This is a genomic window from Bradyrhizobium monzae (assembly GCF_021458635.1).
Taxonomy (GTDB): Bacteria; Pseudomonadota; Alphaproteobacteria; order Rhizobiales; family Xanthobacteraceae; genus Bradyrhizobium.
The window spans coordinates 141,187-155,415 of sequence record NZ_JAIRDQ010000011.1 but is presented as its reverse complement, the minus strand read 5'-3'; the positions used below and the strand labels follow the sequence as shown (position 1 = coordinate 155,415).

The window sequence follows — 14,229 nt, the reverse complement described above, 5'->3', positions numbered from 1 at the left end:
TGTCCAATGTCCGGATTGCTGCGCCGCAGCTACCCATTGGCCCCGCAAAGGAAACTCATTCTCAAAGGCTCGCCCCGTGTCCCGTCTCAAGATCCTGGCGCTGCTACCCCTGGCAGTTGCGCTCAGCAGCTGCAACTACGTCGTGCTGGCGCCAGCCGGCGATATCGCGGCGCAACAGCGCGACCTCGTCATCATCTCCACCGTCCTGATGCTCCTGATCGTCGTCCCCGTGATGGCGCTGACGGTGCTGTTCGCCTGGCGCTACCGCCAGTCCAACACCTCGGCCCGCTACGAGCCGGATTGGGATCACTCGACCAAGCTCGAACTGGTGATCTGGTCGGCACCGCTGCTGATCATCGTCTGCCTGGGCGCGCTGACCTGGATGGGCACGCATCTGCTCGACCCCTATCGCAACATCGGCCGCATCCATGCGGAACGCGCCGTGGACCAGTCCAAGGCTCCACTCGACGTCGATGTCGTCGCGCTCGACTGGAAGTGGCTCTTCATCTACCCGGATTACGGCATCGCCACCGTCAACGAGCTCGCCGCGCCGGTGGACCGCCCGATCAACTTCCACATCACCGCGTCCTCGGTGATGAACTCTTTCTACATCCCCGCACTCGCCGGACAGATCTACGCGATGCCGGGCATGGAGACGTCGCTCCACGCCGTGATCAACCACGCCGGCGCCTACAAGGGCTTCTCGGCGAACTATAGCGGCGCCGGCTTCTCCGGCATGCACTTCACCTTCCACGGCCTCGACGACAAGGGCTTTGACGCCTGGATCGCGCAGGCCAAATCAGCCGGAGGCTCGCTCGGCCGCGCCGAATATCTAAAGCTCGAGAAGCCGAGCGAGAACGAGCCGGTGCGCCGCTGGGGCACCGTCGATTCCGATCTCTACCGCCTGATCCTCAACATGTGCGTCGAGACCGGCAAGATGTGCCAGAGCGAGATGATGGCAATCGACGCCAAGGGCGGTCTCGGCCATGAGGGCCTGAACAACACCCTGCCGCTGGCCTACGACAAGTACGCCCGCCGCGGCACCGCGCTCGGGCCCGAGCCGACCTTCGTCGCCGGCACCTGCACGCCGGATGCGCCGCAGGGTCGGACGACGGCCGCGATCAGGGCGCCGCTCGATCCCGCGCCGCTCACCGGTGCCGGCCTGAAGCGGCCAAGTTTCGCGCCGCTGAAGTCTTCGTCCTTCTTCCTCGGACAACGTCCCAAGTCAGACTCCTGAAGAGAGCTCACATGTCTCCTGATCTTCTCAAGCTCATCTTCGGCCGCCTCGGCATCGATTCGCTGCCGCTGCACGAGCCGATCCTGGTCGGTACTTTCGTGATGGTCGCGCTCGGTGGCGGCGCGCTATTCGCCGGCCTCACCTATTTCCGCCTCTGGGGCTATTTGTGGCGCGAGTGGTTCACCACCGTCGACCACAAGCGCATCGGCATCATGTACATGATCCTCGGCATCGTGATGCTGCTGCGCGGCTTCGTCGACGCGCTCATGATGCGCGCGCAACAGGCGCTCGCGTTTGGCGGTTCCGAAGGCTTCCTCCCCGCTCATCACTACGACCAGGTCTTCACCGCCCACGGCGTGATCATGATCTTCTTCGTGGCGATGCCGCTGGTCACCGGCTTGATGAACTACGTCGTTCCGCTGCAGATCGGCGCCCGCGACGTGTCGTTCCCGTTCCTGAACAATTTCAGCTTCTGGATGACGGTCGGCGGCGCGGTGCTGGTGATGGCTTCGCTGTTCATCGGCGAATTCGCCCGCACCGGCTGGCTGGCTTATCCGCCGCTGTCGAACATCGGCTACAGTCCTGATGTCGGCGTCGACTATTACATCTGGGCGCTGCAGGTCGCGGGCGTCGGCACGACATTATCCGGCATCAACCTGATCTGCACTATCGTCAAGCTGCGCTGCCCCGGCATGACCATGATGAAGATGCCGGTGTTCACCTGGACCGCGCTCTGCACCAACATCCTGATCGTCGCCTCCTTCCCCGTCCTGACCGTCGTGCTCGCGCTGCTCTCGCTCGATCGCTACGTCGGCACCAACTTCTTCACGAACGATTTCGGCGGCAGCCCGATGATGTACGTGAACCTGATCTGGATCTGGGGCCACCCCGAGGTCTACATCCTGGTTCTCCCCGCCTTCGGCATCTTCTCGGAAGTCACCTCGACCTTCTCCGGCAAGCGGCTGTTCGGCTACACCTCGATGGTCTACGCCACGGTGGTCATCACCATCCTGTCGTACCTGGTCTGGCTGCACCACTTCTTCACGATGGGCTCGGGCGCCAGCGTCAACTCGTTCTTCGGCATCACCACGATGATCATCTCGATCCCAACGGGCGCGAAGATGTTCAACTGGCTGTTTACGATGTATCGCGGCCGCATCCGCTTCGAGCTGCCGATGCTGTGGACGATCGCCTTCATGCTGACCTTCGTGCTCGGCGGCATGACCGGCGTGCTGCTCGCAGTCCCCCCGGCCGACTTCGTCCTGCATAACAGCCTGTTCCTGATCGCGCATTTCCACAACGTGATCATCGGCGGCGTGGTGTTCGGCGCGTTCGCCGGCATCAACTACTGGTTCCCGAAGGCGTTCGGCTTCAAGCTCGATCCGTTCTGGGGCAAGCTGTCGTTCTGGTTCTGGGTCACCGGCTTCTACATGGCCTTCATGCCGCTCTATGTGCTCGGCCTGATGGGCGTGACCCGCCGCCTGCGCGTGTTCGACGATCCCTCGCTCCAGATCTGGTTCGTCATCGCCGCGATCGGCGCCGGCCTCGTCTTCCTCGGCATTCTCAGCATGCTGATGCAGTTCGCGGTCTCCTTCCTCAAGCGCGAGCAGCTCAAGGACGTCACCGGCGATCCCTGGGACGCGCGCACCCTGGAATGGGCGACCTCCTCGCCGCCCCCGGACTACAACTTCGCCTTCACCCCCGTCGTTCACGACAACGACGCGTGGTGGGACATGAAGAAGCGCGGCTACCAGCGCCCGCTCATGGGGTTCAAGCCGATCCACATGCCCAGCAGCACCGGCACCGGAATCATCCTTGCCGGCTTCGCCACCGCGATGGGATTCGGCCTGATCTGGTACATCTGGTGGCTGGCGGCTGCGAGCTTCATCGCGATGCTCGTCGTCGGGATCGGCCACACCTTCAACTATCACCGCGACTTCGACATTCCGGCTGACGACGTCATCCGGACCGAGGACGCGCGCACCAAACTGCTCGCCGGAGCCAAGTAAATGACTGTCGCTGTCAATCCCTCGCAAACCGGCGAGCCGGTCTTCTATCTCGCCGACGAACACCCGCATCCGGAAGGCTACAGCACCTCGCTCGGCTTCTGGATCTACCTGATGAGCGACTGCCTCATCTTTGCGATGCTGTTCGCCGCCTTCGGCGTGCTCGGCGCCAACTACGCCGCCGGACCCGCGCCGAAGGACCTGTTCGACCTCAACCTGGTCGCAGTGAACACCTCGATGCTGTTGCTGTCGTCGATCACCTATGGTTTTGCGATGCTGACGATGCAGCAGAACAAGATCGCGCAGACGCAGATGTGGCTTGCGATCACCGGCTTGTTCGGCGTCGCCTTCATCAGCATCGAACTCACCGAGTTCGCCCACATGATCCATGAGGGCGCGACGCCCCAGCGCAGCGCCTTCCTGTCTTCCTTCTTCACCCTGGTCGGCACCCACGGCCTGCACGTCTCCTGCGGCCTGATCTGGCTGGTGACGCTGATGGTGCAGGTCTGGCGCTTCGGCCTGATCGAGGCCAACCGCCGGCGCCTGATGTGCCTGTCGATGTTCTGGCACTTCCTCGACGTGGTCTGGATCGGCGTCTTCACCTTCGTCTATCTTCTGGGAGTTCTGCGATGAACACCGACACCCACGCCGCCCACGCGGACGACCATCACCACGACGACGGCCACGCTCAAAGTACGTTCTCGGGCTACATGCTCGGGTTCGTGCTCTCGGTGGTGCTCACCGCGATCCCGTTCTGGCTGGTGATGAGCGGCACTCTGCCGAGCAGGCAGATCACCGCGCTGGTCATCATGGCCTTCGCCGTCGTGCAGATCGTCGTGCACATGATCTACTTCCTGCACATGAGCCCCAAGTCCGAGAACGGCTGGAGCATGATGGCGCTGATCTTCACGATCGTGATGGTGGTGATCGCGCTGTCGGGTTCGCTGTGGGTGATGAACCACCTCAACAGCAACATGATGCCGATTCACGAGATGACGGGAATGAAGTGAGCGATCCCGTGAGACCCGAGGATAGCGAACCGCGCAGCCCTGCGAGGGCTGCGCGTCCGCGCCTGTGGCTCACGGCTCTCTCGCTCATTGCCTTCGTTGTTCTGATGGCCCTCGGCGTCTGGCAGGTCGAGCGCCGTGCCTGGAAGCTCGCCTTGATCGACCGCGTCGAGCAGCGCGTCCATGCCGCGGCGCAGCCGATCCCCTCGCGCGCAGCTTGGCCCGCGGTCTCCGCCGCAAGCGACGAATACCGGCATGTCAGCGTGTCCGGCCGCTTCCTGCACGACCGCGAGACCCTGGTTCAGGCCGTCACCGAGGAAGGCCCCGGCTATTGGGTGCTGACGCCGCTCCAGCGCGCCGACGGCACGCTTGTCTTGATCAATCGCGGCTTCGTGCCGTCCGAGCGGCGCGACCCATCGACGCGTGAGGGCGGCAATCCGAACGGTCAGGTCGAAATCACAGGCCTCTTGCGCATGACGGAGCCAAAGGGCGGTTTCCTCAGGGACAACGTGCCCCAGCACAACCGCTGGTACTCGCGGGATGTCGCCGCGATCGCGTCCGCGCGCGATCTCCAGAACGTCGCGCCCTTCTTCGTCGATGCCGATGCCGGATCACAATCCGGCAGCGGTCCAATCGGCGGATTGACCGTGGTCCGCTTTCCCAATAACCACCTGATCTACGCGCTGACGTGGTTTGCCCTGGCGTTCATGCTGGCTGGTAGACTTTTCGTCACATTCCGCGGCGGGTTGTTCCGCCGCAAACGCTTCGTCCACGAACCGGCCGGCGGCTCGGATGCCTCCGCCCGCAGGACGGGATCAGATGCTGGAACGATCGTCGAATCGACCTGACGACGGGAACACTTACGGCGAGCTGGCGGTCACGCTGCAATCGCAGGCGGACGCGCGCAGCGACTTGATCGGCGCTGCCCCAACCGACGACGAGACCAACCGCAAGAACATGGCGCTGCTGATCCAGTTGCGCTGGACCGCGGTGGTTGGCCAGATCGTGACCATCGGCGGCGTGCATTTCTGGCTTGGCATTCCCCTGCCCCTCACCCGCATGGGCGCGGTGATCGGTGCGCTGGTGCTGCTCAATGTCTCGAGCCTGGTCTGGGTGCGCCATCGCGCCGCGATCACCAACAACGAGTTGCTGGTCGCGCTGATGCTTGATGTCGCCGCGCTGACCGCGCAGCTTTACCTGAGCGGTGGTGCCACCAATCCCTTCACCTCGCTGTTCCTGCTTCAGGTCACTCTAGGTGCCGTGCTGCTCGATGCCCGGTCGACCTGGTCGCTGGTGGCGCTGAGTTGTGCGAGCTTCGTGTGGCTGACGATGGCCTATCGGCCACTCGACCTGCCGCCGAATCCGCTGAGCGAGACCTATACGCTCACCGTCACCGGCATGCTGCTGGGCTTCATCCTCAACGCCGTGCTGCTTGTCGTGTTCGTCACCCGCATCAACAGGAACCTGCGCGAGCGCGATGCGCATCTGGCGGCACTGCGCCAGCATGCCGCCGAGCAGGACCACATCGTTCGCATGGGCCTGCTCGCCTCCGGCGCAGCGCATGAGCTCGGCACGCCGCTCGCCTCGCTCTCCGTCATCCTGAGCGATTGGCGCCGCATGCCGGATCTTGCCGCCGATCAGGAGCTCGCCGAGGACCTCACCGAGATGGAAACCTCGCTGCAACGCTGCAAGACCATCGTCACGGGTATTCTGGTCTCGGCCGGCGAAGCGCGCGGCGAAGGATCCTCGCCGACGACGGTGACCGCTTTCGTCACCGCGCTGGTCGAGGAATGGCGCGACGCGCGCTCGGCGCGCACACTGTATTTCGTCAATACCTTTGGCGAGGACGTCGCAATCGTCTCGGACGTCGCGCTGAAGCAGGTGATTTTCAACGTACTCGACAACGCCTATGAAGTCTCGCGCGAGTGGGTCGAGCTGGTCGCCGAGCGCGAGGGCGACAATCTCGTTCTGTCGATCAGCGATCGCGGCCCCGGCTTCGCGCCGGAAATGCTGGCGCAGCTCGGAAAGCCCTATCAATCGAGCAAGGGCCGCGCCGGCGGCGGGCTCGGCCTGTTCCTGGTGGTGAACGTGGTGCGCAAGCTGGGGGGCAGCGTGACCGCCGAGAACCACAGGAAGCGCGGCGCCACCGTCCGCCTGACGCTGCCGCTCGTCACGCTCGCGATCGGAGGCAGCTTTGACGTCTGACCGTTCGCTCATCGTCGTCGAGGACGACGAAGGTTTCGCGCGCACGCTGAAGCGTTCGTTCGAGCGCCGCGGCTACGAGGTCGTGCTCGCCGCTTCGATCGAGGAGGTCCGGAAGGTTCTGGAGGAGCGATCCTTCGGCTATGCCGTGGTCGATCTCAAGCTCGGTGGCGCCTCCGGCCTTGCCTGTGTCGAGCTGCTGCATACCCATGACGAGGAGACGCTGATCGTGGTGCTGACGGGCTTCGCCAGCATCTCCACCGCCGTCGAAGCGATCAAGCTCGGCGCTTGCCACTACCTTGCGAAGCCCTCCAACACCGACGACATCGAAGCCGCCTTCAACAAGGCCGAAGGCAACGCCGACGTCGCGCTGGACGTGCGGCCGACTTCGATCAAGACGCTCGAATGGGAGCGTATCCACCAGACGCTGATCGAGACGGATTTCAACATCTCGGAAGCAGCGCGGAGGTTGGGCATGCACCGGCGCACGCTGGCGAGGAAGCTCGAGAAGCGGCCGGTGAAGTAGAGCGGTTCGCCGCGCGGGTGGAAAACACGCAGCCGAACTGATGACCTCGCGGCCATGCATCACTAGACTGATGATCGGTTGCGGCGGCTGACAGCCGCCGTTGTGCTGCAACGCCCCAAGCGAGGAGACCGCCCCGTGACAATGCTCGTCGAGCGCCTCGACTCGTCTGCCGCGCCTTCACGCGCGCGCAGCCAGCGCGAGACCGAAACCGTTCAGTTCGCGCAGGCCGCACTCGCATCCGCCAAGCAGGAGGGCCTGCAACTGGCCGTGCGGGCTCGCTATGTCGCACTGGCGGTCATCGCCTGCCTGCTGCCGGCCATCAACCCGGCCTGGGAGCAGCTCTACTACGTGGCGCTGCTCGGCCTGTTCGCACTGATCGGCTGGGCCCAGGTCAGGGTCGGGCGGGTGGGCGTGTCGCGATCGGAACTGGCGCTTTTGTTCTGCGACCTGGCGCTTCTCACATTCGTCATCGTCGTCCCGAATCCCTTCGGCACGACGCACTGGCCGGTGGCGATGCAATACCATTTCGGCAACTTCATCTACTTCTTCGTGCTGCTCTCGGGCGCCACGCTGGCCTATTCCTGGCGAACCGTGGTTGCGGTCGGAACATGGACCGCAGCGCTCTGGGTGATCGGCGTAGCCTGGGTGTGGTGGCAACCAGATCGCGATCCCGCACTGACCGCCCGCATTGCGGACGCGGTGGGCAGCGATCACAGGCTGCTCGCGCTGATCTCTCCTGCTGCGATCGGATTCGGCCTCCGCATCCAGGAAGTCGTCGTCTTCATGATCGTCGCCGTGACGCTGGCGCTCGCCGTCCGTCGCAGCAACGATCTGCTGATACGGCATGCCGCGGTGGAACGGGAGCGCGGCAACCTTGCGCGCTATTTCTCACCCAACGTCGTGACGGAATTGTCGAAGCACGACGAGCCACTGAAGCAGGTGCGCACGCAGGACGTCGCGGTGCTGTTCGTGGATATCGTCGGCTTCACGGCCTTTGCCGATGTGCGTCCTCCGGAGGAGGTGGTGCGGACGTTGCGCGAATTCCACGGATTGATGGAGCAGGAGGTTTTCCGTCACGACGGGACGTTGGACAAATATCTGGGCGACGGATTGATGGCGACATTCGGCACGCCCTTCGCCGGCACGCGCGACGCCAGCAATGCGCTGCGCTGCGCCCAGGCCATGATGGCGGCAGCGGACGGCTGGAGCGCGCAGCGAAGAGCGTCCGGTGAACCGCCGATGCACGTCAGCTTTGGCCTGCATTACGGGCCGGTGGTGCTCGGCGACATCGGGCACACCTGTCTGGAATTTGCCGTGATCGGCGCGACCGTCAACGCCGCAAGCCGCCTCGAAGCACTGACGCGCACGCTCGGCTGTGCGCTGGTAGCAAGCCACGATCTCGTCAGCCGCGCCAAGCTGGAGCTCGGCAGCACAGCCGACACATTTGCATCGTTGATCGCCCTGGATCCCCAAGCGATCCGCGGGCTCGAGCGGCCGATCGCGATCTGGACCCAGCCGCGCGCAGCGCCGTAAGGCAAGGCTCGACCGCCGCTGCATCACAAACAAAAAGCCCGGCCATCCGGCCGGGCTTTTGATTGCTTGCGATCGACGTGAGCCGCTTATGCGGCCTCGTCAGCGACGGTGGTGCCATCGCCATCAGTATCGTCGGTATCGCCCTCGGCATCCGTCTCGCCTTCGCCGTCGGCGGCTTCCGCCTTGGCGTTGCGGCGTGGGCTCTTGGCGAGCTGGGCCTCGATCTCCTTGACCGCTTCGGTCTCGGTCGAGTGCTGCACCACTGCGATCTCGCGGGACAGACGATCGAGCGCCGCTTCATAGAGCTGACGTTCGCTGTAGGACTGCTCCGGCTGCGACTCCGAGCGATAGAGGTCGCGCACGACTTCCGCGATCGCGACGATGTCGCCCGAGTTGATCTTCGCTTCGTATTCCTGGGCGCGGCGCGACCACATGGTGCGCTTGACGCGGGCGCGGCCCTTCAGCGTCTCCAGCGCCTTCTTGACCAGCGCGGGCTCGGACAGCTTGCGCATGCCGACGTTGGCGACCTTGGCGGTCGGAACGCGCAGCGTCATCTTGTCCTTGATGAAGTTGATGACGAACAGCTCGAGCTTCGCGCCGGCGATCTCCTGCTCCTCGATGGCCAGGATCTGGCCGACGCCGTGAGCGGGATAGACGACGAATTCATTGGCCTTGAAGCCCTGACGCTGGGTCACGACCTTCTTTTCCTCGACCTTCGGCGCAGGTGCAGCGGCCTTCACGGCCGGCTTCGCAGCAGCAACGGGAGCCTTGGCAGGGGCAACAACAGGGGCCTTCGGAGCAACGGGCTTGGCAGCGGGAGCCTTGGCAAGAACAGGCTTGGCAGCAGCAGGCTTGGCAACGGTCGCTTTCGCGGCCGGTTTGGCAGTCTTGTGAGGCATTGCGCTTCTTTTGTTCTTCGAGGACTTTGCAGCCGGCGGCGCCTTGGCAGCGGCCCGACCCTTGGATGCGCTACGGCTGGCCGCGGCGACTTTTTTGGCCTCCTTATGGGAAGCCCTCGCTGAAGTACTCTTTTTACGCGTTTTCTGTGACACAGCCTGCGCGCGGAAACTGCCACGCCCCTGTTCGACATTTGGTTTCACGGGAACCCAACGGAGCCAACTGGGCTGACGGAGGTTCAGCTTAATGTGCCCAATATAGCACATTTCCCGCAAAAATCAATGATTTAGGGGTCTTCAGGGCTGCTTTTCGACGTTGACGAAGGTATTAGGGTTAAGTTTGCGCCGGAATTTAGTCTCCGGAGCCGGGGTTCGGAGAAAAATATTTCTCGAACTTCCCTTCCATCCCGTCGAATTCCTTCGCGTCTTCGGGTGATTCTTTCTTCTGGGTGATATTCGGCCAGCTCTTGGCGTAGTCGGCATTGACCTGGAGCCACTTTTCCAGGCCCGGTTCCGTGTCCGGCTTGATGGCGTCGGCGGGGCACTCCGGCTCGCACACGCCGCAATCGATGCACTCGTCCGGGTGGATGACGAGCATGTTGTCACCCTCGTAGAAACAGTCGACCGGGCAGACCTCGACGCAGTCGGTGTACTTGCACTTGATGCAGGCTTCAGTGACGACGTAAGTCATCCAACGCTCCGAAAAGCTCTTTTAAAAGTCGCGGCTTGCGTAGCGCGGATGGCCCGGCGCTGCAAGGTCGGGAAGCCCCGATCATGACGGCTTTATGTGCTTGATCGACCAAGAAATGAACTCTAAGCGCAATTAATTACTCTTTGCGTTCACCGAGTTCTTCGTAGAGCACGCGCGCCGAGGCCGAATCGCCGCGGCGCTCGTTGAAGCCGGTCACCTTCAACACGCGCACGGTGCGATCGAGCGCGACCGTGATGACGTCGCCGATCTTGATCGCGTGGCCCGGCGATTTCTCGCGCGTGCCGTTGATGCGAACGTGACCGGACTCGACGAGCTCAGACGCGGAGGTGCGCGCCTTCACCACCCGCGCGTGCCACAGCCATTTGTCGAGGCGCTGCCGCTCGGTCGTGGGATCACTCCTTGCGACCGGAGAGCTGCTCTTTCAGCGCGGCGAGCTTGGCGAAGGGCGAGTTCGGATCGGCTGGGCGATCGCGCTCGCGCGGATTCGCGCTCGAGGCGTAGGGACGCAGCGACGGACCACCCTGACGGTCGCGCCCCTTGTCGCGGTCACGACCACGATTGTCGCGGCCCTTGTCGCGGTCGCCGCCGAACTTCTTGTTGTCGCGGTTGCGATCCTTGTTGTCGCGATCCTTGCCCTCGAAGCGGCGGTTTCCTTCCTGACGCGGCGCGCCCTCGGCACCACCTTCGCGCGGCTTGCGGAAATCCCTGCCGCCGTCCCTGCGATGACCGCCGTGACGATGACGCTCGTTACGCTTCTCTCCGTCGGCGGCTTGGGCTGCTTCACCTTCGGCGGGCGGGCTGCCGGCTTCGGCACCAGCCTGCGGACGCTGGTTGTTGTTGTGACGCTGATGACGATGGCGCTCGTGGCGCGGCTTGCGGTCGTCGTGACGGCCACCTGGACGCCAGACTTCGACCAGCTCCGGCTCGGCGGGCGCGGCAGCAGCCTCGGCGGGGGCAGCCTCGGGCGCAGCCGCATCGGGCGACGCTGCGGCTTCGGTTGCAGCGGTCTCGGCCGGAGCGGCTTCAGCAGCAGCCTCTTCAGCAGCAGCCTCGGCGGGCGCAGCAGCCTCTTCCGCCGGCGGCGCGATGCCGGGAGCATCTTCGGGTGTGACGGGCGCTTCGGGCGAGGCTTCGAGCGCCGGCTCTTCGTGAGCGGGCTCGTCGTGCTGCTCCATACCAGGCGCGTCTTCGACTGTGACGGCTTCGATCGCGACGTCCGCGGGCGCTGCGGCCTCCTCGGTCGCGGGCGTCTCGACGGAAGCTTCAGCGGCCGACGTCTCGGCAGCGGGGGCGGCCGGCTTCGGCGGCAGCGGCGCACGCTTCTCCATGCGATAGCCGAGCGCGCGCAGCACCGAGGCAAAATCCTCGCCGGCGGAGCCGGTGAGCGAGGTCATCGCCTGCGTCACCACGAAACCGCGGCCGTCGAACGCGCCGGCGGGCTTTTCGCCGGGCGCGTTGTCGCGCCAGGCCAGCGCCGGGCGGATCAGGTCGGCCAGGCGCTCCAGGATATCGACGCGGACGGCGCGCTCGCCGGCCTGCTTGTAGCCGAGCACGCGATAGGCATCGCGCGGCAGGCTCTTGTCGACCGGGAACGAGGTGCGGCCCGACGATGCCAGATGCTGCGCACCCGACAGTGCCGACAGATCGACATTGTCCTGCTTCAGCGCCCAGAGCAGCGCGGCGAGCGCACGCGCAGCTGGCTTCAGAATGCCGGGGAAATAGATGTGATAGGCGCCGAAGCGGACGCCGTACTTGCGGAGCGTCGCGCGCGAGGGCTGGTCGAGATCCTTCAGCTCGTTGGCAATCTTGGGACGCTCCAGCACGCCGAGCGCCTCGACCAGCTGGTAGGCGATGCCGCGGGCAATGCCGGTGACGTCCTCGGCCTTCGACAGCTCGAACATCGGCCCGAGCAGCTTTTCGATATGCGTCTTGAGCCAGAGGTCGAGCCGCGCCTGCACCTTCTCACGGGGCGCACCGGTCAGGCGCTCGTCCGAGATGATGCGGATGCGCGGATGCAGCGCCTCCTCTGCGGCGGTCAGCCGCGCCACCGCATCGCCGGTCCAGCGGATGGTGCCGTCGGACGTCAGCACGAACTGATCGTCGGGCGCGCCGCCCAGCTTTTCGGCACGCGTATTGATCTCGCCGGCGAGCACCGCTTGCGCGGCAGCCTGCAAGGCTTTCGCATCGGAGCCGGCTTCTGCCGCATCCGGTGCAAAGGTGAAGCCATCGAGGCGGCCGATGACATGGCCTTCGACGATGACTTCGCCGGTCTTGCCGATTTCCGTATTCAAGCTCGTGTTCTCCCGCAGGCGGCGCATCAATACACTGGTCCGGCGATCAACGAAACGCTCAGTCAAGCGTTCATGGAGCGCATCCGATAATTTATTTTCGACCTCACGGGCGATCCCCTGCCAGCGTTCGGGGTCTCGCAGCCAGTCCGGGCGGTTGGCAACGAAGGTCCAGGTGCGAATTTGCGCGATCCGGGCCGACAACGTGTCGATGTCGCCGTCGACGCGGTCGGCCTGGTCGACCTGGGCCGCGAACCAGGAATCGGGGATGCAGCCCTTCTGCATCAGGAAGCCGTAGAGCGTGGTGACGAGCTCGGCATGGGCCGCCGGCGACAGTTTTCGGTAGTCGGGGACCTGGCAGGCCTCCCAGAGCCGCTCCACCGCGGCCTTGCCATGCGCGACATCGCGCACCTCGACGTCGCGGGCGGCGTGGTCGAGCACGCGCATGTCCTCGGCGATCGGCGCCCGCGTCAGCACCTCGTGGCCGGGGCCGAGGTTCAGCGAGACCTGGAGCGCGCCGAGGGAGGAGAAATCCAGCTTCGAGTTGCGCCATTGCAGCATCTTCACGGGATCGAAAATGTGGTTCTGGAGCGCGTTCACGAGCTCAGGCTCGAACGGGCCGCAGCGGCCCGTGGTGCCGAAAGTGCCGTTGCGGGTGGCCCGCCCCGCACGGCCGGCGACCTGCGCGAATTCGGCCGGCGTCAGACGGCGGAACTGATAGCCGTCGAACTTGCGGTCGGAGGCGAAGGCGACGTGGTCGACGTCGAGATTGAGGCCCATGCCGACGGCGTCGGTGGCGACGAGATAGTCGACGTCGCCGTTCTGGAACATCTCCACCTGCGCATTGCGCGTGCGCGGCGACAGCGATCCCAGCACCACGGCGGCGCCGCCATGCTGGCGCTTGATCAGCTCGGCGATGGCGTAGACCTCATCGGCCGAGAACGCGACGATCGCAGTCCGGCGCGGCTGGCGCGTGATCTTGCGGTCGCCGGCGAATTCGAGCTGCGACAGCCTGGGACGGGTGATCATGGAGACGCCGGGCAGCAGCCGCTCGATGATTGGGCGCATGGTGGCGGCGCCCAGCAGCAGCGTCTCGTCGCGGCCGCGGCGATTGAGGATGCGGTCGGTGAAGACGTGGCCGCGTTCGAGGTCGGAGGCGATCTGGATCTCGTCGACGGCGACGAAGGAGACGTCGAGGTCGCGCGGCATCGCCTCGACGGTGGAGACCCAATAGCGCGGGTTCTTCGGCTTGATCTTCTCCTCGCCGGTGATCAGCGCGACCGCATCAGCGCCAACGCGGCCGACGATCTTGTTATAGACCTCGCGCGCGAGCAGCCGCAGCGGCAGGCCGATCATCCCTGAGGAATGCGCCAGCATCCGTTCGATGGCGAGATGGGTCTTGCCGGTGTTGGTCGGCCCGAGCACCGCGGTGACGCCAGCGCCAGGCACGCGATCGGACAGCGCGCGCTCGGAGGCAAAGGGGGAGGAAGAAAAGGCCATGTCTGAATGACTAGGTAGTGGCTGATGGGGCGAATGTCAGTGCTGTTTGGGGCGGGGGCGATCCGTCATCCTGAGGTGCTCGCCTTGCGGCGCAACCGCGCCGTAGGGCGAGCCTCGAAGGATGCACCGCCCTGGTGCCAACCGAGCGGCACCAGCCGGGCCCGTCGTCCTTCGAGGGCCGCTGAAGAAGCGGCCACCTCAGGATGACGGGATGTGAAAACCTCGCGCAACTGTCTCACTTTGCGACGCTTTTCCCTGTGGCCTTAAGTTTCGGAACGACTCTAGAACGAATCGCGGCCGAATCGCTGACTCCCCGGAGAGT

Annotated in this window: 11 protein-coding genes and 1 pseudogene; 8 read left to right on the top strand and 4 right to left on the bottom strand. The window is 64.7% G+C overall.

From position 1 onward, the window contains the following. Positions 1-76 precede the first annotated feature (76 nt). The 8 genes from cyoA (at position 77) to K3F49_RS31470 (ending at position 8,511) form a co-directional block, all read left to right on the top strand. On the top strand, positions 77-1,237 hold the full coding sequence (gene cyoA / locus K3F49_RS31505) for a ubiquinol oxidase subunit II (protein ID WP_234684786.1): 1,161 nt from the start codon (positions 77-79) through the stop codon (positions 1,235-1,237). A gap of 11 nt (positions 1,238-1,248) precedes the next feature. Then, the gene (cyoB, locus tag K3F49_RS31500) at positions 1,249-3,246 is read left to right on the top strand and encodes a cytochrome o ubiquinol oxidase subunit I (RefSeq protein WP_234684785.1); all 1,998 of its coding nucleotides are present in this window, start codon (positions 1,249-1,251) and stop codon (positions 3,244-3,246) included. Continuing rightward, entirely contained in the window at positions 3,247-3,876 is a 630-nt protein-coding gene (gene cyoC, locus K3F49_RS31495; protein ID WP_234684784.1) for a cytochrome o ubiquinol oxidase subunit III, read from the top strand. It begins immediately after the preceding gene. Next, entirely contained in the window at positions 3,873-4,253 is a 381-nt protein-coding gene (gene cyoD / locus K3F49_RS31490; RefSeq protein ID WP_234684783.1) for a cytochrome o ubiquinol oxidase subunit IV, read from the top strand. Before cyoC ends, cyoD begins: the two co-directional genes overlap by 4 nt. An 8-nt stretch (positions 4,254-4,261) precedes the next feature. Continuing rightward, positions 4,262-5,098 carry an SURF1 family protein gene (locus K3F49_RS31485; protein ID WP_234684782.1) on the top strand — a complete coding sequence of 279 codons (837 nt, stop codon included), beginning with the start codon at positions 4,262-4,264 and terminating at the stop codon, positions 5,096-5,098. Beyond that, positions 5,070-6,455, top strand: a complete 1,386-nt coding sequence (locus tag K3F49_RS31480; RefSeq protein WP_234684781.1) for an ATP-binding protein — start codon at positions 5,070-5,072, stop codon at positions 6,453-6,455. Before K3F49_RS31485 ends, K3F49_RS31480 begins: the two co-directional genes overlap by 29 nt. After that, positions 6,445-6,978, top strand: coding sequence for a response regulator transcription factor (locus K3F49_RS31475; protein WP_234684780.1), 534 nt, complete (start codon positions 6,445-6,447; stop codon positions 6,976-6,978). The genes K3F49_RS31480 and K3F49_RS31475 overlap by 11 nt, the downstream gene beginning before the upstream one ends. A 141-nt stretch (positions 6,979-7,119) precedes the next feature. After that, the gene (locus K3F49_RS31470; RefSeq protein ID WP_234684901.1) at positions 7,120-8,511 is read left to right on the top strand and encodes an adenylate/guanylate cyclase domain-containing protein; all 1,392 of its coding nucleotides are present in this window, start codon (positions 7,120-7,122) and stop codon (positions 8,509-8,511) included. Positions 8,512-8,597: 86 nt separating this feature from the next. Here the strand turns inward: K3F49_RS31470 and K3F49_RS31465 are convergent, their stop codons facing one another. From K3F49_RS31465 to K3F49_RS31450, 4 genes and pseudogenes are all read right to left on the bottom strand, one after another. Next, complete coding sequence (locus K3F49_RS31465; RefSeq protein WP_234684779.1) at positions 8,598-9,410, bottom strand: CarD family transcriptional regulator; 813 nt, start codon at positions 9,408-9,410, stop codon at positions 8,598-8,600. A 349-nt stretch (positions 9,411-9,759) separates the two neighbouring features. Next, positions 9,760-10,098 (bottom strand): ferredoxin FdxA, encoded by a 339-nt coding sequence (gene fdxA, locus K3F49_RS31460; RefSeq protein ID WP_200470515.1) that lies wholly within the window; start codon positions 10,096-10,098, stop codon positions 9,760-9,762. Positions 10,099-10,234: 136 nt separating this feature from the next. Further along, a pseudogene (locus K3F49_RS31455) lies at positions 10,235-10,501 on the bottom strand (RNA-binding S4 domain-containing protein); the annotation flags it as partial. Between the two features lie 10 nt (positions 10,502-10,511). Next, entirely contained in the window at positions 10,512-13,907 is a 3,396-nt protein-coding gene (locus tag K3F49_RS31450) for a helicase-related protein (protein WP_234684777.1), read from the bottom strand. Between the last annotated feature and the right edge of the window lie 322 nt (positions 13,908-14,229).

What these genes read in the sequence shown, in the direction of transcription:
- cyoB (WP_234684785.1), top strand. Translation starts at nt 1,249, where the DNA reads ATGTCTCCTGATCTTCTCAAGCTCATCTTCGGCCGCCTCGGCATCGAT.
- cyoC (WP_234684784.1), top strand. Translation starts at nt 3,247, where the DNA reads ATGACTGTCGCTGTCAATCCCTCGCAAACCGGCGAGCCGGTCTTCTAT.
- cyoD (WP_234684783.1), top strand. Translation starts at nt 3,873, where the DNA reads ATGAACACCGACACCCACGCCGCCCACGCGGACGACCATCACCACGAC.
- K3F49_RS31480 (WP_234684781.1), top strand. Translation starts at nt 5,070, where the DNA reads ATGCTGGAACGATCGTCGAATCGACCTGACGACGGGAACACTTACGGC.
- K3F49_RS31470 (WP_234684901.1), top strand. Translation starts at nt 7,120, where the DNA reads ATGCTCGTCGAGCGCCTCGACTCGTCTGCCGCGCCTTCACGCGCGCGC.
- K3F49_RS31465 (WP_234684779.1), bottom strand. Translation starts at nt 9,410, where the DNA reads ATGCCTCACAAGACTGCCAAACCGGCCGCGAAAGCGACCGTTGCCAAG.
- fdxA (WP_200470515.1), bottom strand. Translation starts at nt 10,098, where the DNA reads ATGACTTACGTCGTCACTGAAGCCTGCATCAAGTGCAAGTACACCGAC.
- K3F49_RS31450 (WP_234684777.1), bottom strand. Translation starts at nt 13,907, where the DNA reads ATGGCCTTTTCTTCCTCCCCCTTTGCCTCCGAGCGCGCGCTGTCCGAT.